Origin of the sequence: Bdellovibrio svalbardensis (genome assembly GCF_029531655.1) — a bacterium.
GTDB lineage: Bacteria > Bdellovibrionota > Bdellovibrionia > Bdellovibrionales > Bdellovibrionaceae > Bdellovibrio > Bdellovibrio svalbardensis.
The window spans coordinates 658373-677972 of the sequence record NZ_JANRMI010000001.1 but is presented as its reverse complement, the minus strand read 5'-3'; the positions used below and the strand labels follow the sequence as shown (position 1 = coordinate 677972).

Sequence of the window (19600 nt, the reverse complement as noted above, 5' to 3'; positions counted from 1 at the left end):
AAGGATCCTTTTGAACCGCAACACGAAGTTGCTGTTGCAGCGTTTCCATCGTTTTTATTGCAAGTTACTTGCGTTTGGAATATTCCCCTCTAAAGTTGATCACAACAAGCGATAGGACAAAACAATGCGCTCAGTTTTAGGAATACTTATCTTTATGGCACTCACTCAGAGGGCCTCAGCACAAACACAAGCCCCCCTCGTACAGAATTTAAACTTCTCAGCAGCCCTTGATGCTGTAGCACCTATCGACTTCGAGGATTCGAGCAATAATCAATTACAGATCCGCTCCGCTGAATTCATGCTCTATGGTGCATTGGACCCGTACTTTGATGCGTTGATCAACTTTGCCGCGCACAATGAAGAGGGTGAATACAAAGCCGAACTGCATGAAGGATATATTGGCTCAACAAAACTTCTTCCTGGTTTCCGCTTTAAAGCTGGTACTTTCTTCTTGGGTGTCGGGCGCCTGAATCAATTTCATCAGCACGACTGGCCTTTTATATCTGCGCCTCGCGTTCAATCCGAGTTCTTCGCTGACGAAGGCATTCACGACACAGGTTTGGAAATGTCTTACCTTCTTCCAACCGACAGCTATTGGGATATCACTGTGGGTGTGACGAATGGATATCAATGGGGCGAAGACAGCGTTCGCGCCAAACCTCAAGCCCCGGTCTTGTACATTCATCCTGTCACATTTATTGATCTCGGCGCGGATAAAGGACTGCAACTCGGTTTGAACTATTTAACTCGCACCGATGCTCAGGGATTGAAAACACAATTGAGCGGCCTGGATTTCGTTTTTAAACAAAAAGAAGGCCGATTCAATCGTTGGTTCTTGCAGTCAGAAATCTGGTATCAAAACCAAAACAGCAGCGTCACGGATCGCAGTGAAAAAATTGGCGCTTATATTTATCCCGAATATGGCATCAGTCAAAATTGGGCAGTAGGTCTGCGCTTTGACGGCTTCTCTGATTTATCTCAAACATTTGAAGGCAGTACCGACAAGCAAAAGAATTTGGACTATGCTTTTGCTCCGACACTTACATACAAAACAAGTGAGTTTGCAATTTGGCGCATGGCCTACACTCACGAGGTAAAAAACGTTTCCCAAGAGGCGGACAAGATTGACAGAAAAATTGAGTTTCAATTTATCGCCATCCTGGGTGCTCACCCCGCTCACACATTCTAGAGGTTGAAAATGAAAAATATCTTTTTGGGATTAACACTGATTCTTTCTTTCATGGCCTTTTCAACAGCTCAGGCGAAAATCAAAGTTGTCGCCACTTTGCCCGATGTCGCCGAAGTCCTTCATGCCATCGGTGGCGATGAGGTGGAAATCTCCACGTTACTTTCTGGCAGTGAAGATCCTCACTACTCAGATGCTCGCCCCGATTACATTCTTAAAGTACGCAAAGCCGATATTGTCTGCGCCGTTGGACTTGATCTTGAAATCGGTTGGTTGCCCAAGGTTCTGGACAAAGCTGGAAATGCAAAAGTGCAATCCGGCGGTCTTGGCTTCTGTGAATTGGGTCGCAGCGTGAAACCCTTGGAAATTCCGTCAGGAGTTGTCGATCGATCTTTGGGAGATGTTCATCCCCATGGAAATCCCCACTTCGCTCTTGATCCTTTGAAACTTGTCGAAGCAGGATCCGAAGCTGTGAGAGTTCTTACTGCAACCGCTCCTGAAAAAGCCGAAATCTTCCGGAAAAATTATGATACTTTCAAAAATCAAATGACAACTCTGCATGAGGTGACTCAAAAGAAAGTCAAAAAAGACAAGGTCATGGAGTATCACAAAGAGTTCACTTACTTCTTCGCCAGCTATGGAATTCAATCCATGGGCTCGCTGGAGGAAAAGCCCGGCATGCCGCCTTCTGCAGCCCGCATCGCTCAGATTGCAAACCTCGCTAAAGCCAGCAAGGTGACTGTTCTCTTTGCCACGGCTTCTGCACCTCATGCAACCTTGGAGCGATTCCACGAACTTTCTGGTATACCAGTCGTTACCGTTCCTTCTTATATTCAGACTACAGGTGAAGCAAAGACGATTGAAGGTTTGCAGAATTTGTTAGTAAGATCACTCCCGTAAGGATTGCACATGACAAAACTTCTTGAGGTTCAAAATTTACAAGCATTCAGCAGTGAAGGTCGCACGCTATCGCCGATAGTAAATTTTGAACTTCATGCGGGAGAGGTTCTTTTTCTGCGCGGAGAAAATGGAGCAGGAAAAAGCACCCTTCTGAAAACGATCTTGGGTTTGCATAAATATTTCAAGGGCACCTTTGATTTCTTCCCGCGTAATTCGGAAATTCAATATCTTCCCCAACTTGGCAATATCAGCTTCCACCTGCCTTTAACCTTGGCTGACATGCTTGACGGAGAGGTTTCATCTCCCCTTCTTGCGGGTTTGGATCTAAGTAAAAAATGGAATACAGCCAGTGGAGGAGAAAGACAGAAGATCCTCTTTGCATCGGCACTAATGAAAAAACCCCGTGTGCTTTTACTCGACGAGCCCTTTAATCATGTGGATAAAAATGCCAGTCATTTGCTCGAACAAAGTCTGAGCGATTATCTAAGGGAAAACCCCCAAAGCGCGATGCTGCTTATTTCTCACCGATCTTTAAATCAAGATTGGCCTCAAGTTCGTTATGTGGAGATTCGCTAATGGCATTTCTTGAGCTCCTGCAAATCTATAAATGGTCTCTTCCATCCAGCATTTTGATGGCGGCGGTGCTGGCTTTGATCGGCGCACAGTGGACGGCTCGGGAAAAGAGCGCTCAGATCTTCGTTCTGGGACAAGGTTCCTCTTTAGGAATTGTTCTTGGCTTGGTGATCAATATACTTTTAGGAACGGATTTTCATTGGTTGAGCTTGCTCTTGGGGCTCATCCTGGGTGGACTCACCTTGGTGCTTTCTGATCTGATGGTTGAGAGGAAGTCGGATAGAAATCATATCTATTTAACCTTGTTCGTCTTTTTTTTGGCGCTAACTTATCTGATGACCGCACTGACTCCTTCGTTGGAGTCGCACATGGCTTCTGCGTATTTCGGTGATTTGGCAGTAATGAGTGATACTGCGGGGAAGATTTCGCTCATCGCCGCCCTCGTCTTTGCAGTTTTTATCCTTGTGAACTGGCGACACCTGACTCGAATTTCATTTGAACTCGTCAATCATAGCTGGATTCATCGCAGCTTGAAAAACAGACTTTTTGATTTTGGAACCCTGCTGGTCACCACTTTGGCAATTCAAGGCATGGGTTATTTGTTTACGATCGGCTCTTTATTCATAGCGACGACTTTTGCTTCACAAAGAAGTCGCAATTTAAGGAGCTACACCCTGCGGATTCTAACAATTTCAACTTTGGGTTGTCTTTTGGGATTTAGTCTGTCGTTGCTATCCACAAACTTGCCCACAGTCCCTTGTGTGCTGATCGGACAAATTCTTGTGGGTATTTGCAGTTACATGAAGAAATAGTGGAAAGAGGGTTGAGCTTCGCGCTTTTGCCCATCGATGTTGAAAAGACAGATCACTTCACAGCGGACGCCTTTTTTAACATTGAAAATCGTCAAATCAGAATTTTCGATGATTTGGTGAAGACCGCGGCCGGCACCACCCTTTTGGGAATTCAAACTTCCTGCTGCGCCATTGTAGCAGGTCAGAAGATAGTCGACGATGACCTCTTTAGTTAAAGAGCCAAATGGGTCTACCACTGAAACGGCCAAAAGTACGCCATCACTTCCATAGCACAACTGAGACTGCTGATGACTGTCCAATTGAATTTCTTCTTTACGAGTCATATGGTTGAACAAGGGTTTCCCTTGTGCATCCGTTGGAGCGTCGTAGATGGCATTCATTAGCATTTCTTCAGTGACTGTATTAACTCTATCCAAGACGGTGCTGCGCACGCCCATCTTTTTGAAGTAAGCGAACATTTCATCGCGAAGCTGTTCTCTTTGAGTTGAAGATGAGACATTCTTCTTCTGAACTTCCACACCCCAAGTTAAATACTTTTCAACTCCGAAGAGATCTTTATTCAGCAGCTTACCAAGAGCCGTTAATACATAGCGAATAGTCGCATTTTTATCTTCGGCATCACGTGAAATAATATGTTCAACGAAGCGGTTGCCTTCAAGAATGCGCAGATTGCCCTGTACATCTTTACTGGTCAGTAGAACGGCATGAGAGGCCAACTTGCCTTCCACCACATCTTTCAACACTTCAACGCAACCTTCTTCACTTAGAACGATATCGTATTGATTGTCCTTCAAATAAGCTCTGGCGGACTCAACATCACCCGCCAAATCCAGATGCACGCCCGTTCCGCCCAAAGCCATACGAACCGGCATTTGTTGCTTTTTATCGGGCTCGATAAGAAGTACGCGTCCACCGTGACCTTTGGTCAAAGCACTTTGGGCTTCATGAAGTTCGCGGTTCAATATTTCGAATAAACGCGCTTTCTCATTGGTCTTCATCAAACGTTCGGTCAAAATGAAACAATAGATCTGATAAAGTAGAGCCTGGAAGCGATCTTTGTCTTTTGGATGCACATGCGCAAAGTCGTCGGAACGAATGGCAAAGCATTCAAGATCTGTCAGCGCCTTGATCGTTGTAGAAGCAGGATTCGAAGTGATCACACTCATTTCGCCAAAGACTTCTCCTGGAGTATCCTGAGTCACCAAGACTTCACCAGCTAAAGAAACTTCAAATTTTCCTTTGCGAAGAAAGAACAGAGAGTCGTTTTTTTGCCCCTCAGTAAGAGCGAAATCACCAGCTTTAAAAGTCACAGTGTGAACCATAGCAGAGACTTGCAGTAACAAATCTTCACTGAAGGACTTGAAAAAAGAGTATCCTTTTATTTCCTTAGCAATCTCAGCTGGGTGCAATCTCATATAAAAACAATTATGTCGTGATACAAGACCACTTGGGTAGATAGGTCTTGAATATTTCAGGGAAAATTACAAAAATTAAGTCTATCGTCGGTATTTGGAGGAAAGATTGTTTCCATTCATTCGAGTCACATCTTCAATCTTAATTCCAACTTACTATTTCGTGGTCAGTGCGGCCATTATTTTAGCTCTATTTTGGATCACTGCTCGCGCCAAAAAATATAATCTCAGTCACAAAATCACTCTAGACCTAAGCCTCATCATCATGGTCTGCGGATTCATCGGTGCAAGACTCTTGCACGTGTTCTATGAAAACTTCGCTTACTATCAAGAGGACTATAGCCGCGTCCTTTACTTCTGGGACGGTGGCTTTGTGTTTTTTGGTGGAGCACTTCTGGCAGCCTTGTTTGGAGTTCTATTCTTAGAGTGGAAAGCCCCCAACGATGATGAACGGTATTTGGATCTTTTTGCCCCGGTCATTTCATTGACCTATGCTATCGGCAGGCTGGGCTGCCTTTTTGCGGGTTGCTGTTATGGGAAATCCTGCGAACTTCCCTGGGCCATCAGCGGGCGCCATCCCACTCAGATTTATGCTTCCATTTGGGAGCTCGGTGTCGTCCTGATCTTAATTGGGATTGAATCAATTTCCTCTCTCCATCGCCGCCCCGCTCTTTTCAGAAGACCGGGAAGCATCTTCTATCTGTGGATGATCCTGCATGGCCTTGGACGACTTTTAATGGAAAGCTTCCGCGAAGACTTCCGCGGACCTTCCCTGGGACTTTCAATCTCAAGTTGGATTAGTCTTGCGGTGATTGCTTTAGGACTTGTCCTAATGTTCCGCAGGAAGCCAGCATAGCGGGGCTCTGCATTTCTGTCCGAGCTGACAGCGGGCCCCTTCAATGTAGGTATCCAAGCGACATTGATCCGAAGGATAAGTATTTAAAATCAATTCAGTCGCCGCCTTCTCTTCGACATCCAACTGCACCGGTACAAATTTTCGGTACGAATATCTTTGGAACATGTTCACCAAGTCCCAACCGATTTGTGCGACTTTTTCGCAATCAACATGATCTCCGCAGATCTGCAAAACTTGGGAATTCACAGTTGCCAATGGAACGGCCTCGGAGTGACGTTGCAAATATTCCGGCAGGCACACTTTTGCTGCAAAAAAATCTGATTGCCCTTCAGTTGAAGCCCACTCAGATCCCGGAATAGTTTGCAGTGGATCACCGCCCAAAATATGCCCCAACTCATGGCAAATAACTGCCGCCAGCATAGGCTTGGTAACACCTGGCGCTCGGGCCATTCCTCCCCACAAAGAAATTTGCATAAAAGATTCTTTCTTCATGGCAAAGGCGGCGAAGTAAGGACTTGCCCACTCATTGGGAATGATCAACGGCTTACCGGTCCTAGCTATGACCGCCTGCATGTAGTGAGATTGAAAGTCCGAAATGACTTCAAGGTAGTCTCGTTCTGAGACATCGGAAACATTCGCGGAACCCACGGGCAGATAGAAGTAATCAGATCGAGCGCTTTCCTGCGCATTCACAGGACGGCTTCTACGAATATGATCTTTCGTAGCCTGTGCCATAGTGACCAGCAAAGCCAACAACAAACTCGCCAATATATAAGGTAGAAATGCTCTCAGACCCTTCATGGGAAAGGAAACTAGCACAATCACTGAGCCCCTCTTAGATCCTTCCGAAGACGCTGTAATGATTTTAACAAGGTGCCAGAGATTGTCTCAATGTGAGACTTCTGAGCTGAAAAATTTTGGGACAGAGACGCAAATTGTCTCTTCCTGAAAGGGGCCTGACAGGTCAACATGCTCAAATTAAAATCAGAAGGCTTTGGGCAACAAGATTTCTTGGCACAAGTCGTGAAGTAGATATCTCTGAATAGTTTTAATTCTTTTAGAGAGGTCTTTATGAAAAAGCTCTTAATGTCTTTAGTAGCGATCACTTCTGTAGTGTGGTTTGTCGGCTGTAGTAAAAACGACGGCGGTAGCGGCGGCGTTTCCAACTGCCCGGTAGGCTCTAGCTGGAATGGCACTTACTGCGTGAACTCAAACGGCACGATCGTCAATCCAACTCCGACTGCTAAAAATTATGGCGACTACAGCTTCTATTTCAGCTTTGAACAAGGTTTGTATCGCCCTGACCTCAGAGGCAATCTTCAAATTTATGATGCTGCTGCATACAAAGTCTTCTTGAAAGAAGCGATGAAGGTTTGTGACCTTTCAACATGGAACTGGGGTGGTGCTGGTTGTGACTCTTGGGTCCAAGGTTCACTACAAGTTTCATTCAGCATCGATTCTTCATTGAAGCCAACTGTTGATTTCAGAGCCGTTCCTGCACAAACTTACTGGAGCGGAAATTTGGGATTCTTCACTGGCGGCGCTACTTTGAATCCATTGCAACTTTATTCAAACACAACTTTTAGCTTAATTAACAATAGCAAAGGCTTTGAAATCAGATCAAACGGTTCAAGCTGGAATGCTGGCGGACTTGGGTTGATCCAAATCCAAGTAGCGAATGGAACTTTGAATGACTCACAGTTTACATACAAACTTTTCTACAAAAATGCGACGACACCATTTGCTACAGGAACTTTTAAAAGCTACTAAAACTTTCGACCGAGCTTAAGCACACAATTGTGAGCTTAAGCTTTGCGTCTTGCCCTCCCCGCAAGACTTTGCAAGAATCCAAAATTATGACTGAACCAAAAGTTCTTAACGTCAAATGCCCGCAATGCGGGCGTTTGACTTTGTACTCACCTGAAAATCCATTTCGTCCTTTCTGCTCTGAAAGATGCAGACTTATTGATCTTGGCGAGTGGGCCACCGGCGGATATAAAATTCCCGTGAAGAATTCTTCAAGTGATTCTTTAACTTCAGATGAAGATATTTACGACATCCCCGACGAGGATGCCGATGATGAAAGCAAGCATTAGAATATAAAATGAGGTTGCGGTGAAGGATTCTCGATAGATTCCAAAACCGCACTCCGAGCCTTTTTCGCAATTTGCTATTGACGAAAACCACTTTTTGATTTGTTATCTGACTGTCATTGGATGACGAAGAGTTATCATCACGATTTTAATTACAACGATAGACACACACATGTGTCTGAAAGAGGAGTTCACATGAACAAAGCACAACTCATCGAAAAAATCGCTTCTGAAACTAAAGTTTCTAAAGCACAAGCAGAAAACATCTTGGACTGCGCTGTTGAGAACATCAAAAAAGCAGTTAAAAAAGGTGACGACGTTAAACTAGTTGGCTTCGGTACTTTCACTAAAGCTAAACGTAAAGCTCGCACTGGTCGCAACCCACAAACTGGTAAAGCGATCAAAATCCCAGCTGCTTGGGCTCCAAAATTCCGCGCTGGCGCAGAATTCAAATCAATGGTTAAGTAATCTCCGTTAAGAGATTATTTTTCCTGCCACCGGCAAAGCTGGTGCGCACAAGAAGGCGTTCTGAAAAGAACGCCTTTTTTTTTGCCTTCACTCAGCCAAAGCAGTACGCTTTTTAAATGGCAACTTTTTCAAAAAAAATCAGTAAGATCGGTGTTTATACAAGTGGTGGCGATGCCCCCGGAATGAATGCGGCTATTCGCGCTGTTGTTCGCGTCGGGATTGCACAAAAGCTTGAAGTCTTCGGTATTCATAGTGGTTACATCGGCATGGTCGATAATATCATTCAACCTTTGCAATTGCGTGACATGGCAAACGTCATTCAACGTGGTGGCACCATCCTGAAAACAGCCCGCTCGACAGAGTTTATGAAACCTGAAGGCCGCGCCAAAGCTGCTGCAAATTTGAAGGCCGCGGGAATTGATGCTTTGGTTTGCATCGGTGGTGATGGCTCTTTCCGTGGCGCACATGCCTTATGGGAAGAACACCAAATTCCAGTGGTCGGTGTTCCTGGCACGATCGACAACGATATTTACGGCAGCGACAAAACGATTGGCTTCGATACCGCAGTGAACACAGCTCTTGAGGCCATCGATAGAATTCGCGACACTGCCGCTTCACATGATCGTCTTTTCATCGTTGAAGTGATGGGTCGCAACTCGGGATTTATCGCTTCCCATGTGGGTCTGGCTGGAGGCGCGGAGGAAATCTTCACGCCCGATGGACTGACGACTGTTGAGAAAGCCATCGACCACATTAAAGAAGGTATCGCACGCGGAAAAACCAGCAGTATCTTGATCACTGCCGAGGGACAAAAACCAGGTCGCGCTTATGACTTGGCAGACTCCATCCGCAAAAAGTCAGGAATGGACGCAAAAGTCAGCATCCTAGGGCATCAACAGCGTGGTGGCTCACCAACAGCGGCAGATCGTATTCTTGCAAGCCGCATGGGAGCCGCAGCAGTAGATTCTTTATTGAAAGGTCAGTGCGATATTATGATTGGCACTGAAGGCGAAAGACTCGTCACCGTTCCACTAGACCTTGTCACGAAGACAGAAAAAAAGACGCAAATCGATTTGATCTCATTAGCAAATCTTTTGGCCACTTAACACAATTTCGCCTCTTGAAATCTATGAACAGGTTGGCGGAGCAGAACAACTCTGGCTCCGCCCACCGATTAAGCTGTTTTTGGCTTGACCTGTTCCTTCAGCTGAATTCCTATATATACTTGAATTTTAACAGATATTTGCCTTCAGCAATCTTCAAGGATTTCTGAATCTAAACAAAGAGGTCTCATGAAACGTCTTCTACTTTCTCTAGTATTGGTTTTGCCGCTTCTTGCTGGCTGTACAAAAAAAGACAATGTCATCACCATCGGTGAGTACGACTCTATGTCTGGAAGCGATGCCACGTTTGGCTTGAGCTCCAATAAAGGTGTTCGCCTTGCTTTCGATGAAATCAATGCGGCCGGCGGAATCAAAGGAAAAAAAGTTGATCTTAAGATGATGGATGACCAAGGCAAAAATGAGGAAGCTGCTTCTGCAGTTACTCGCTTGATCACCTCCAACAAAGTGGTGGCCATCATTGGTGGTGTTGCCAGCGGTAGATCTAAAGCCTCTGCACCCATTGCGCAATCACACAAAGTGCCATTTGTCTCTCCAGCGTCGACTAATCCAGATGTTACCAAAGTCGGCGATTATGTCTTCCGTGTTTGCTTTATCGATCCTTTCCAGGGCTTGGTGATGGCGAAGTTTGCCAGCGAGAATCTTAAAGTTAAGAAAGCGGCTGTTCTACGCGACGTAAAAAATGATTACAGCGTAGGTTTGGCGGATGTCTTTGTTCAAGAATTCAAAAAACGCGGTGGTGAGATCGTCACAGACTTGAGTTATCAAGCTGGCGATATCGATTTCAAAGCACAATTGACACAAATTCGCTCTAAGAACCCAGATGCTATTTACGTTCCAGGTTACTACACAGAAGTGGGTCTCATCGCACAACAAGCCCGTCAGTTGGGTATCAAAGCTCCGCTTTTGGGTGGCGATGGTTGGGATAGCGATAAGCTTTCTGAAATCGGCAAAGAAGCCATCAACGGCAACTACTATTCAAATCACTACACCACTGAATCCACGGACCCTGCAGTGACCGAGTTTATCAAAAAATTCAAAGCGAAATACAACGAGACTCCGGATGCGTTGGCAGCCTTGGGTTACGATGCTGCAAAAATCCTGGCAGCGGCTATTGAGCGAGCTCCCGACTTGTCAGGCCAGGCAATCCGTGATGAACTAGCTAAGACAAAAGATTTTGCCGGCGTAACTGGTAAAATCACTTTGAATGAAAACCGCGACGCTGTGAAAAGTGCGGTCGTAATTCAGGTTGATGGAAAAAACCGTAAGTTCATCACGACGATCACACCGTAAGGGGAATATGCAGGATTTCGTACAGCATCTAATCAACGGAATAAGCCTTGGATCTATCTACGCTTTGATCGCCCTGGGCTACACGATGGTGTACGGAATTCTGAAGATGATCAACTTTGCCCATTCAGATGTTTACATGGTCGGTGCCTTTGCCGCCTACTATGTCGCACGCTGGATGGGAATTGATGCCCAACCTGGCATCGGCACCTTGATTCTGCTTCTTTGTGTTTCCATGGTTTTCTGTAGCATCTTAGGCCTTTTAATTGAACGACTCGCCTACCGCCCTCTTCGCAATTCTCCTAAGTTAAATATTCTTATCACCGCTATTGGCGTGAGTTTGCTTTTGGAATATGGCGGTCAAGTGGTCTTCGGAGCCGATCCCAAAGTCTTCCCTGAAGTCATGAAAGATTTTGTGATCTTTTCCGCTGGTGGCATCGAATTGAAGTCATTCGACGTCACAGTTTTGATTGTCAGCATTCTTGCAATGCTCGGTCTGCAGTTCCTGATTTATAAAACTAAAATCGGCAAAGCTATGCGCGCAGTCAGCAGCAACCCTGGAGTTGCCAGCCTGATGGGTGTGAACCCTGATCGCGTAATCGCCTTCACTTTCGTGGTGGGCTCTGCCCTGGCGGGTGTGGGCAGCGTTCTGGTTGGGATGAAATATCCTAAAATTGATCCTTTAATGGGGATGATGATCGGCCTGAAGGCTTTCGTCGCTGCGGTTCTCGGCGGCATTGGCAGCGTTGGCGGCGCGGTGATTGGCGCTTTAATAATGGGTCTTTCTGAAGAAATGGTTGTCGCTTATCTTTCAAGTACCTATCGCGATGCTTTGGCATTTGGCATTTTGATTGTGATCTTGATCTTCAAGCCAGCTGGCATCCTGGGCAAATATTCTGTGGAGAAAGTGTGATGATTAAATCATTTAAAAATCCCATTTTAGCTCTTATTGGACTGGCACTGGTGGGCTTCGGATTTGAGATGGGTTTTGATGCCTATATCCAGCTCATCATCCTATTCATTACGGTCAATTGCCTGATGTCGATGAGTTTGAACATGGTCAACGGCTACACCGGACAATTCTCTTTGGGCCATGCGGGATTCATGGCCATTGGGGCTTACTTTTCTGCCTATGCTTCGACAAAGTGGAACTTCCTCCCCCCAAATCTAACTTTAGTGAGTTCTTTTATTTTCGCGATTGGCAGCGGACTGGTTGCGGCCGCCGCAGGATTCATTGTCGGATTGCCCTCTTTGCGACTCAAAGGAGACTATCTTGCCATCGTCACCCTGGGCTTCGGTGAAATCATCAGAGTGGCACTTTTGAACATGGATTTCTTGGGTGGACCTCGTGGTTATGCCAACATCCCTAGCCTTGGCTCCTTCTTCAGCTCTTTCGGCTTTGCTTCGGTATGGCTTGTGATCTGCTTCTTTACAATTTGGCGTGTAATGCACTCAAGTTACGGCCGTGGATTCCTAAGTGTTCGTGAAGATGAAATTGCGGCTGAATCCGTTGGAATCAACACCACAAATATGAAAGTCCGCGCCTTTGTTCTATCAAGCTTCTTTGCCGGAGTCGCTGGCGCCTTGTTCGCACACTTTACGAACTTCATCAACCCTTCCTCTTTCACTTTCTTAACCAGCGTCAATGCGGTGATCATGGTTGTGCTTGGCGGAATGGGCTCTATGACTGGGTCGATAGTGGCTGCTATCTTTATCACGGTTCTACCGGAAGCACTTCGCCCCGTGCAGGAACTGACCGGCTTCGACTTGCGCATGGTGATTTATTCTTTGTCATTAATCTTGGTTATGATCTGGAGACCCAAAGGAATCTTTGGCGAATTAGAGATCACAGATGTTTGGAGAAAATATGTCCGACGTTCTGCTTGAGGCTCGTAAGATCACCATGCAGTTTGGCGGTTTAAAAGCCGTCGACTCATTGGAATTTAAAATCATGAAAGGTCAGCTTGCTGGATTGATCGGACCTAATGGCGCCGGCAAAACCACAGTGTTCAACATGTTGACCGGGGTCTATCAGCCAACTCAAGGCGAAGTCGTTTTAGAGGGACAATCATTGAAAGGCCTCAAGCCTTTTCAAATTTCCCATCGTGGCGTCGCTAGAACCTTCCAAAATATTCGCCTGTTTAAAAATCTTTCAGTTTTGGACAACGTCTTGGTGGCGACTCATCAACATGTTCATTACGGACTTTTTGATTCGCTTTTAAAAACCAAGAACTTCCAGGACACAGAAAAGCATCTCCACAACAAAGCGATGGAGCTTCTGCAAATTTTCGCTCTGGAAGCCAAAGCCCACGAGCCTGCATCTTCGCTGCCTTATGGACAACAGCGTAAATTGGAAATTGTGCGAGCATTAGCCACGGAACCTAAGATTTTACTTCTGGATGAACCGGCGGCAGGCATGAACCACTCGGAAACCCATCACTTGATGGAAACCATCGCCAAGATTCGCGAGCAGTTCAAACTCACCGTTCTTTTGATCGAGCATGATATGAAACTCGTCATGGGAATTTGTGAAAATATTGTGGTTCTGGATCATGGAACTAAAATCGAAGAAGGCAACCCCGCTGTGGTGCAAAACTCGCAAAAGGTGATCGAAGCCTACCTGGGTGTTGAGGAGTCAGAATGAAGTCCCCGATCATCAACGCCGACAACCTAAATGTCCATTACGGTTCAATTCACGCCATCAAAGGCATTTCATTCCAGGTGAATGAAGGCGAAGTCGTCAGCCTGATCGGTGCCAACGGCGCCGGTAAAACAACCACCTTGCGCGCCATCTCGGGCCTTGTTCCCAGCAGCGGCAAACTCTACTTCCAAGATCAGGATCTATCAAAAGTTCCTATTTTCAAACGTGTTGAACTTGGAATTGCCCAATCTCCAGAGGGCCGCGGCGTTTTCGCACAAATGAGCGTCCAAGAAAATCTGGAAATGGGCGCCTACTCCAGAAAAGACAAAGCCGGCATCAAAAAAGACTACGAAATGTGCCTCGAACTCTTCCCTCGATTGAAGGAACGCCTTTGGCAAATGGCCGGCACCATGTCTGGCGGCGAACAACAAATGCTCGCCATCAGCAGAGCCCTCATGTCCAAACCAAAGATCCTGTTGCTGGACGAACCGTCCCTGGGACTTGCCCCACTGATCGTCGCCCAAATCTTTGAAATCGTAAAAAAACTAAACCAAGAAGGCATGACTATCTTATTGGTAGAGCAAAACGCTCGCATGGCCCTAAAAATTTCCCACAGAGCCTACGTGCTCGAAACGGGAAAAATAGTCATGCAAGACTCAGCCGCAAACCTCCTCAACAACGACGAAGTCCGCAAAAGCTACCTAGGAATCTAAAAAGAAATTCCAATTCAATAATTTTGTTAAAAGCAAAATTTGCTGAAAAGGGAAATCTTTGATGTTCGTAGAGAGGCCTTCAGCGGGGCCCGGACGGCCCGAACCGGCAAAGCCGGCGCTGACGAGGCAGGATGCCGTGCCGACCGAAGCAACAGCAAAGATTTACCTTTTCAGCAAATCCCCGCATTTAGCAAACATCCTTGATTAGGCCATCTTCTGAAGAGTGACTTCGAATTCGGTACCGTGACCGTCGTGGACTGGAGATCTGACGGAGACTTTTCCGTCATGGGCTTCAACAACCGCTTTGACGAAAGTTAGGCCAAGGCCCATTCCATATTCAGAGCGGGACTTGTCGATGCGATAAAGTTTTTGCCAGATCATAGCGTGTTCGTCAGCGGCGATACCAGGACCGGTGTCTGTCACTCTTAGAATGACATTTTCGGTCTGATTCACAGTTTCGATGGTGACGGTGCCACCTGCTGGTGTGTACTTGTGAGCATTATCCAAAAGATTGGCGATCACACGACTGATCAAGCGCGCATCCACCATGGCCCAATCGTGGGTATCCAGTTTCTGCACAACCTTGATGTCTTTTTCCTCAAAAGCCATTTCATAAAGACTCATCATTTCGCGAACGAGCTCGCTGATGAATTTCTTTTCAAGTCTCAATTTACGACTGCGATTTTCCGCTTCGGTGATATCCGTCAGAACTTGCAAGAAATTCAAAATCTTATCTGAATTTTCGAAGCAACTCTGCAGAGCTTCTCGGTAAGACTCCACATCGCCCTCGCTAGTCAGGGCAATTTCGGCCCGACCACGAAGACGCGTAACGGGAGTTCGAATATCATGAGCCAAATGGTCAAAGGCATCGCGCAAACCATTTACAAGATTCTCAATCTTATCGAGCATCTTATTGAACAGAACTTTGAGCTCTTCCAGCTCATCTTCGTTATCACCCAGAGGAACACGGGTGGAAAATGCCCCCGCCTCGATCTTTTTCATCGAGTTGATAACTTCCCGCACGGGACTCAAAGTGGAGTTCGAAAGGAAGAGGCCCCCAAGGAAACCAATCAGTGCGACCGGAACCAAGGACCACCAGAAGATTTTCTGAAGATTTCTAAGCTGAACACCCAAACCTTCGGTGCTCTTGGCAACAACCAGGCGAGTGCCGTTCTTTAAAGTACGACCCAAAACCAGAACCGCCTCATTGCCGGAAATTTCGGGCAATGAAAAATCAAAACTGCGAGCACGGTGCTGATTCAGCTCCGTCTTGAGCAGCTCCATATCAACTTTAAAGCTGGGAAAGGGTTCGTGAAAGAAAATGGTCTCATTCTTGGGTGAAAAGACACCAATCAGCAAAGCCGCATCACGATCATAGTTCGGGACGTACATAAAGTATTCGCTGAAGTCTTTGAGACCACGAATCTCGATGCGGTTGCTATATTCTTCGAGTTTACTTTGAAGAATCACACGCTCTTGATCTTGAAGAGCGTGCGTAATTTGAAAATACAGATAACTGAAGATCAGCGTCGAGCTGAGGATCAACACCAAGGAGTACGCAAACGTCAACTTGGTGCTGATTCGAAAGAGCGTCGGCTTAAGACGACTTAAGAACATAGCCTACACCTCTGACTGTATAGATTAGGCGTGTAGGGAAGTCTTTTTCCAATTTGTTTCTTAAACGGCATACCAATACGTCTACCACATTTGTCTGCGGATCAAAATCATAATTCCAAACTTCTTTTAGTATAGTTTGCTTACCGATGATTTTGTTTGGATTGCTCATAAAGAGATCCAATAGAACGAATTCTCTTTCCTGAAGATCCAATTTTCTACCCGCACGAACCACATCGCGATTCAAACGGTTCAATTTCAAATCTTGGAATGTCAATTGAGTTACTTCGGAAGCTTTTTGAGCACGCTTCAAAAGATTTTTCACGCGAATTTGCAACTCTGCCATCGCGAAAGGTTTTGTCAGATAGTCATCGCCACCCATACTCAAGCCTTTAAGGCGATCGTCCAATTCACGGAGGGCACTTAAGATAAGAATGGGTGTATTGATTTCTTTCTCGCGCAATGATTTTGCGAAAGTGTAACCGTCCATCTCTGGAAGCATAAGATCCAATACAATAATATCGTAATTATTTGTTAGGGCTCTTTCGTAGGCGCGGCGTCCGTTGGATTCAACTTCCACATCCCCTTCGAGCTCCCCTAAGCCCTGTTTCACGATCGTTGCAATTTCGTTATCGTCTTCAACTACTAAGCATCTCATCGAGAGTCACCTTTGTTACGGATTGTTAAATCTGGGCCCAGTTTATATCAGCTTTGTTTCTAAACAAAAGCCCCAATATTAATGATTCTCCCATTATTACAGACATTTAATCGCCTCAGACAGGAAGATTGCGAAGAAGAAATCAGAACCAATACGAAACACTATTGCAAAAAATAGGAAATTAGGGTTTCGACAAAATAAACTTCTGTTTAAAACGAAAAAAACAGGCTCCGGGTCAGAGAGCCTGTTTAACGACATGGTTTAGGTGGACCAATTTTAGGATTCTATCAAAGCTCTCGCGGCGGGAGCCGCAAGAACCTTGTCACTCTAGCCAGGCTAGAGCTTAAAAATTTCAATAACTTATGGATATCTTATCGTTTCAACTGAATTACTTCGTTAAGAAGTTCATCCGTTGTCGTGATTGTCTTCGCATTGGCTTGGAAACCACGTTGATTTTGGATCATGTTTACGAACTCTGTCGCCAGATCCACTGTAGATCTCTCAAGAGACTTCGCGAACAATTTACCACGGCCTGCTGCACCTGGAGCACCCACTGAAGCGGATCCAGAGTCTCTGGATTCTTTCAAGCGGTTGTTACCAACCTTGAACATTGCTTCCGGATTTTCGAACTTCGCCAGAGCGATCTGTGCCAAGTCTTGTGCTTGTCCGTTAGAGTAAACTGCAGTCAAGATACCTTCGTCATTGAATGACAAGCTCGTGATTGTACCTGCAGAAGCTCCATCTTGGTGCCAAGAGATAAGGTCAGAGTTTTTACCGTACTGTTTAGTACCGTCCAAACCTTTACCACCATCAGCGATAGCATCACCGAAGTTGATTTTGATTTGTTGGTCTTGAAGAGCGCCACCCTTGAAGTTGAAGTTAGAAGATGTCATCGTCTGTTTGTTCAGTTTACCATCAACTGTAAATTCCAACTTACCAGCACATACTTCAGACAATGCGCCATCAGTACCGCCAGTCACTTCCTTACCGTCTACAACGCCTTTGTATTCCCATTGTCTATCAGCCGTCTTATTGAAGAACATGCTGAGCAAATGTTTGTTACCTTGAGAGTCATAAACCTCAACACCTGTAGAGTAGTGAGAAGTTGAATATGGATCTTTGATATCGAATTTCTTAGTAGCTTCCATGCGTGAATCCAAGTTCAGATCCAACTTCACTTCTTTCGAAGCTTTCGCTGGAATCAAAGCGCGTGGGAACTTGATGTCAGACATTTTGTTAAGGATATTACCTTTATCGTCTGTTGAGAAACCTTGAACTTTTTGGTTATCGTTCGTTACCAAGAAACCTTCACGGTCAAAATGGAAAGAACCATCACGAGTATAAGATTCACCGTCTGAACCTTTAACTTTGAAGTAACCGTCACCTGAGATTGCCAAGTCAGTTACTTTTTCAGTCGCGTCAACGTTACCTTGAGTAAGAATAGGGTTTACAGCACCGATCTTCACACCACGGCCGATTTGGTTACCACCAAGAACGCCTTTTAAGCTTTTTGAGATAATGTCCTGGAATTCTGCGCGGCTTGCTTTGAAACCGATAGTGTTGGCATTGGCGATATTATCACCGATTACTCCAAGGGCTTCGCCCTGAGCAGTCATACCAGACACACCCGTGTACAATGAAGAAAGAATACCCATGTGACCTCCATGTCGTTGACGTCTTCAATCGGAATCCGTCGTTTGGAGGGCCTCCTCTGCGAGGACCAGCCCAATTATTTAATTTTTCTAACCATCCGCTTATCTGTCTCTTCGGGACAGCTTCACAGTATATTTGCGTGCCTTAGAGTACTACCGTGCTGTCGATGTTCGTGAACACATTCTCTTTGAGTGCGTTCTTGTCCATCACTGTCACCACAGTGTTATTCTTCACGCTGACAATCAGTGCCGAGTCATTCATTAACACTAATGAATCCTTGGAACCTTTCGCCGCTGCTCTCGAAATCGCGTCACTCAGCTTCGTGATATCCTCTGGGCTGTAACTAATGCCCCGAGTTTTCATCCGCTCAATTGCGTGATTCGAAAACTTTACTCCATCTGCAGGCTTCACCAAGCCTTGAGGATTAATCTGTCCAACGTTCTGAGGCTTCATGCCTCCGAGGTTATCCAGAGTCTCCTTGAAGGAGGGTCCCGTTCCATCCAGGGCCGGTTGTTTAACCTTACCTGGCTGCTGCGGGATGAGTTGATCGAGTGTCTGTATCTTCTTTAAGTCAACCATCTTACTTTATCGTCTCCTTAGCGATCTTCTCCATCATGTCGCGGGACAAACCCACAGTATCCATGATCTTAGATTTTGCTACAGGAGCCGGTTCAGTGGAAGTCTTTTGTGACTCTACGTTCCCCTCTTTTTTAGTTTGTCCTGTGACATCATCCTTTTTCAAGTCTAGGTTAGTAACATCATTTACATTCTGGTCGTTCCTCATAAGACGTGGGTCTGTGATCTTTTTTACGTCTCTGAAACGAATCGCCTGATTTCCAACGTTCAAAACAGGGCCTTCAGCAGAATAGCTCACGCCTGTGATCACTCCGTCGAAGTCAGTTTTGATTCCCATCTTTTTTCCGTCAGAAGTTTTGCCTTCAGCGATGAATTGATATTCACCCACTGGCGCTTTCACTCCTCTTTCATCTTCACCATTCCAAGTGAGCTTGTTCTCACCTTGCTTGAGGCCTTTGAGATTATACGAACGCACAACAGTTCCGTCGCCATCGCGCACTTTCACAGAGACTTCACTTGCATCCATTGGCAATGAGAAGCGGAAATCATGATCTTTATCATTCAAGCCACGAACAACTTTTGATGAGTCACCGGCAACTGCTTTTCCGATGAGATTTAACGCTTGGAAATTTTCTGAAGGCTTCTGTGCATTCTTCAATTCCTCAAGTGTCTTATTCATGTTCTGCATTTGCTCGAGAGATGAGAAGTTCGCAAGCTGCGCTGCCATCTCATGACTCTTCATTGGATTTGTAGGATCTTGATTCTTCATCTGTGCAAGCATCAATTTAAAGAATGCATCTTTATCCAAACTTGGATTTCCCGTCGCACGAACTTTCTTCGAAGGATCGATCCAATTGGGATCAGAAAGCTTATTGGCCACCGAGCCAATATCTTCTTCGCCGGTTTTTGCTTTGTCTTGGGCACTGAATGTACTCGCAGCCGAGTTCACACTTTCAGCTTTCGTTGCCGTCGCACCGAATGCATTCACTCCCAATTTAGCGTTCACCATTGTCATGTCATTCTCCCTCTACCGC

Annotated in this window: 21 protein-coding genes; 14 read left to right on the top strand and 7 right to left on the bottom strand. The window is 45.6% G+C overall.

Going from position 1 to position 19600, the window contains the following annotated elements; translation table 11 throughout:
• Window positions 1-124 precede the first annotated feature (124 nt).
• Genes NWE73_RS03345 through NWE73_RS03330 form a run of 4 tightly spaced genes read left to right on the top strand, consistent with a single transcriptional unit; the run spans window position 125 to window position 3471 of the window.
• Window positions 125-1189 (top strand): outer membrane beta-barrel protein, encoded by a 1065-nt coding sequence (locus NWE73_RS03345; protein WP_277576858.1) that lies wholly within the window; start codon window positions 125-127, stop codon window positions 1187-1189.
• Between the two features lie 9 nt (window positions 1190-1198).
• Window positions 1199-2086, top strand: coding sequence for a metal ABC transporter substrate-binding protein (locus NWE73_RS03340; protein WP_277576857.1), 888 nt, complete (start codon window positions 1199-1201; stop codon window positions 2084-2086).
• A 9-nt stretch (window positions 2087-2095) separates the two neighbouring features.
• Window positions 2096-2662 (top strand): ATP-binding cassette domain-containing protein, encoded by a 567-nt coding sequence (locus tag NWE73_RS03335; protein WP_277576856.1) that lies wholly within the window; start codon window positions 2096-2098, stop codon window positions 2660-2662.
• Entirely contained in the window at window positions 2662-3471 is an 810-nt protein-coding gene (locus NWE73_RS03330) for a metal ABC transporter permease (RefSeq protein ID WP_277576855.1), read from the top strand. The genes NWE73_RS03335 and NWE73_RS03330 overlap by 1 nt, the downstream gene beginning before the upstream one ends.
• Here the strand turns inward: NWE73_RS03330 and NWE73_RS03325 are convergent.
• Window positions 3456-4886: a cyclic nucleotide-binding domain-containing protein gene (locus NWE73_RS03325; RefSeq protein ID WP_277576854.1), complete on the bottom strand. Its 1431-nt coding sequence runs from the start codon at window positions 4884-4886 to the stop codon at window positions 3456-3458. The two genes, NWE73_RS03330 and NWE73_RS03325, sit on opposite strands and share 16 nt — an antisense overlap.
• Window positions 4887-4992: 106 nt before the next feature.
• Between NWE73_RS03325 and NWE73_RS03320 the strand changes: the two genes are divergently transcribed.
• Window positions 4993-5739: a prolipoprotein diacylglyceryl transferase gene (locus NWE73_RS03320; RefSeq protein WP_277576853.1), complete on the top strand. Its 747-nt coding sequence runs from the start codon at window positions 4993-4995 to the stop codon at window positions 5737-5739.
• Here NWE73_RS03320 and NWE73_RS03315 read toward each other — a convergent pair.
• The gene (locus NWE73_RS03315) at window positions 5713-6540 is read right to left on the bottom strand and encodes a hypothetical protein (protein WP_277576852.1); all 828 of its coding nucleotides are present in this window, start codon (window positions 6538-6540) and stop codon (window positions 5713-5715) included. The genes NWE73_RS03320 and NWE73_RS03315 overlap by 27 nt on opposite strands.
• A gap of 270 nt (window positions 6541-6810) precedes the next feature.
• Between NWE73_RS03315 and NWE73_RS03310 the strand changes: the two genes are divergently transcribed.
• The 9 genes from NWE73_RS03310 to NWE73_RS03270 all read left to right on the top strand — a co-directional run bounded on the left by NWE73_RS03310 (window position 6811) and on the right by NWE73_RS03270 (window position 14065).
• Window positions 6811-7509 (top strand): hypothetical protein, encoded by a 699-nt coding sequence (locus NWE73_RS03310; RefSeq protein ID WP_277576851.1) that lies wholly within the window; start codon window positions 6811-6813, stop codon window positions 7507-7509.
• 86 nt (window positions 7510-7595) lie between these two features.
• Window positions 7596-7835, top strand: coding sequence for a DNA gyrase inhibitor YacG (locus tag NWE73_RS03305; RefSeq protein ID WP_277576850.1), 240 nt, complete (start codon window positions 7596-7598; stop codon window positions 7833-7835).
• Window positions 7836-8027: 192 nt separating this feature from the next.
• On the top strand, window positions 8028-8300 hold the full coding sequence (locus tag NWE73_RS03300; RefSeq protein ID WP_142697633.1) for an HU family DNA-binding protein: 273 nt from the start codon (window positions 8028-8030) through the stop codon (window positions 8298-8300).
• 116 nt (window positions 8301-8416) lie between these two features.
• The gene (gene pfkA, locus NWE73_RS03295) at window positions 8417-9406 is read left to right on the top strand and encodes a 6-phosphofructokinase (RefSeq protein WP_277576849.1); all 990 of its coding nucleotides are present in this window, start codon (window positions 8417-8419) and stop codon (window positions 9404-9406) included.
• Between the two features lie 186 nt (window positions 9407-9592).
• Entirely contained in the window at window positions 9593-10714 is a 1122-nt protein-coding gene (locus tag NWE73_RS03290) for an ABC transporter substrate-binding protein (RefSeq protein WP_277576848.1), read from the top strand.
• A 7-nt stretch (window positions 10715-10721) separates the two neighbouring features.
• On the top strand, window positions 10722-11624 hold the full coding sequence (locus tag NWE73_RS03285) for a branched-chain amino acid ABC transporter permease (RefSeq protein WP_277576847.1): 903 nt from the start codon (window positions 10722-10724) through the stop codon (window positions 11622-11624).
• A complete protein-coding gene (locus NWE73_RS03280) occupies window positions 11624-12598 on the top strand; it encodes a branched-chain amino acid ABC transporter permease (protein ID WP_277576846.1) in 975 nt (324 codons plus the stop codon). The genes NWE73_RS03285 and NWE73_RS03280 overlap by 1 nt, the downstream gene beginning before the upstream one ends.
• Window positions 12579-13355, top strand: a complete 777-nt coding sequence (locus NWE73_RS03275) for an ABC transporter ATP-binding protein (RefSeq protein ID WP_277576845.1) — start codon at window positions 12579-12581, stop codon at window positions 13353-13355. Before NWE73_RS03280 ends, NWE73_RS03275 begins: the two co-directional genes overlap by 20 nt.
• Window positions 13352-14065 (top strand): ABC transporter ATP-binding protein, encoded by a 714-nt coding sequence (locus NWE73_RS03270; protein WP_277576844.1) that lies wholly within the window; start codon window positions 13352-13354, stop codon window positions 14063-14065. The genes NWE73_RS03275 and NWE73_RS03270 overlap by 4 nt, the downstream gene beginning before the upstream one ends.
• A gap of 204 nt (window positions 14066-14269) precedes the next feature.
• On the opposite strand, the gene NWE73_RS03265 is transcribed toward NWE73_RS03270, so the two are convergent.
• The 5 genes from NWE73_RS03265 to NWE73_RS03245 all read right to left on the bottom strand — a co-directional run bounded on the left by NWE73_RS03265 (window position 14270) and on the right by NWE73_RS03245 (window position 19581).
• Window positions 14270-15682, bottom strand: a complete 1413-nt coding sequence (locus tag NWE73_RS03265; RefSeq protein WP_277576843.1) for a sensor histidine kinase — start codon at window positions 15680-15682, stop codon at window positions 14270-14272.
• Window positions 15663-16337 carry a response regulator transcription factor gene (locus tag NWE73_RS03260; RefSeq protein ID WP_277576842.1) on the bottom strand — a complete coding sequence of 225 codons (675 nt, stop codon included), beginning with the start codon at window positions 16335-16337 and terminating at the stop codon, window positions 15663-15665. The genes NWE73_RS03265 and NWE73_RS03260 overlap by 20 nt, the downstream gene beginning before the upstream one ends.
• Before the next feature lie 371 nt (window positions 16338-16708).
• The gene (locus NWE73_RS03255; RefSeq protein WP_277576841.1) at window positions 16709-17992 is read right to left on the bottom strand and encodes a flagellar hook protein FlgE; all 1284 of its coding nucleotides are present in this window, start codon (window positions 17990-17992) and stop codon (window positions 16709-16711) included.
• A 142-nt stretch (window positions 17993-18134) separates the two neighbouring features.
• Window positions 18135-18569, bottom strand: a complete 435-nt coding sequence (locus tag NWE73_RS03250) for a TIGR02530 family flagellar biosynthesis protein (RefSeq protein WP_277576840.1) — start codon at window positions 18567-18569, stop codon at window positions 18135-18137.
• A 1-nt stretch (window position 18570) separates the two neighbouring features.
• Window positions 18571-19581 (bottom strand): flagellar hook assembly protein FlgD, encoded by a 1011-nt coding sequence (locus NWE73_RS03245; RefSeq protein WP_277576839.1) that lies wholly within the window; start codon window positions 19579-19581, stop codon window positions 18571-18573.
• Window positions 19582-19600 lie beyond the last annotated feature (19 nt).

Bases quoted from the DNA above. Each gene is read 5' to 3' on its own strand.
- NWE73_RS03275 (WP_277576845.1), top strand. From the start codon at position 12,579: ATGTCCGACGTTCTGCTTGAGGCTCGTAAGATCACCATGCAGTTTGGC.
- NWE73_RS03255 (WP_277576841.1), bottom strand. From the start codon at position 17,992: ATGGGTATTCTTTCTTCATTGTACACGGGTGTGTCTGGTATGACTGCT.
- NWE73_RS03290 (WP_277576848.1), top strand. From the start codon at position 9,593: ATGAAACGTCTTCTACTTTCTCTAGTATTGGTTTTGCCGCTTCTTGCT.
- NWE73_RS03310 (WP_277576851.1), top strand. From the start codon at position 6,811: ATGAAAAAGCTCTTAATGTCTTTAGTAGCGATCACTTCTGTAGTGTGG.
- NWE73_RS03330 (WP_277576855.1), top strand. From the start codon at position 2,662: ATGGCATTTCTTGAGCTCCTGCAAATCTATAAATGGTCTCTTCCATCC.
- NWE73_RS03285 (WP_277576847.1), top strand. From the start codon at position 10,722: ATGCAGGATTTCGTACAGCATCTAATCAACGGAATAAGCCTTGGATCT.
- NWE73_RS03345 (WP_277576858.1), top strand. From the start codon at position 125: ATGCGCTCAGTTTTAGGAATACTTATCTTTATGGCACTCACTCAGAGG.
- NWE73_RS03315 (WP_277576852.1), bottom strand. From the start codon at position 6,540: ATGAAGGGTCTGAGAGCATTTCTACCTTATATATTGGCGAGTTTGTTG.
- NWE73_RS03280 (WP_277576846.1), top strand. From the start codon at position 11,624: ATGATTAAATCATTTAAAAATCCCATTTTAGCTCTTATTGGACTGGCA.
- NWE73_RS03245 (WP_277576839.1), bottom strand. From the start codon at position 19,581: ATGACAATGGTGAACGCTAAATTGGGAGTGAATGCATTCGGTGCGACG.
- NWE73_RS03300 (WP_142697633.1), top strand. From the start codon at position 8,028: ATGAACAAAGCACAACTCATCGAAAAAATCGCTTCTGAAACTAAAGTT.
- NWE73_RS03250 (WP_277576840.1), bottom strand. From the start codon at position 18,569: ATGGTTGACTTAAAGAAGATACAGACACTCGATCAACTCATCCCGCAG.
- NWE73_RS03305 (WP_277576850.1), top strand. From the start codon at position 7,596: ATGACTGAACCAAAAGTTCTTAACGTCAAATGCCCGCAATGCGGGCGT.
- NWE73_RS03340 (WP_277576857.1), top strand. From the start codon at position 1,199: ATGAAAAATATCTTTTTGGGATTAACACTGATTCTTTCTTTCATGGCC.
- NWE73_RS03265 (WP_277576843.1), bottom strand. From the start codon at position 15,682: ATGTTCTTAAGTCGTCTTAAGCCGACGCTCTTTCGAATCAGCACCAAG.
- pfkA (WP_277576849.1), top strand. From the start codon at position 8,417: ATGGCAACTTTTTCAAAAAAAATCAGTAAGATCGGTGTTTATACAAGT.
- NWE73_RS03260 (WP_277576842.1), bottom strand. From the start codon at position 16,337: ATGAGATGCTTAGTAGTTGAAGACGATAACGAAATTGCAACGATCGTG.
- NWE73_RS03270 (WP_277576844.1), top strand. From the start codon at position 13,352: ATGAAGTCCCCGATCATCAACGCCGACAACCTAAATGTCCATTACGGT.
- NWE73_RS03325 (WP_277576854.1), bottom strand. From the start codon at position 4,886: ATGAGATTGCACCCAGCTGAGATTGCTAAGGAAATAAAAGGATACTCT.
- NWE73_RS03335 (WP_277576856.1), top strand. From the start codon at position 2,096: ATGACAAAACTTCTTGAGGTTCAAAATTTACAAGCATTCAGCAGTGAA.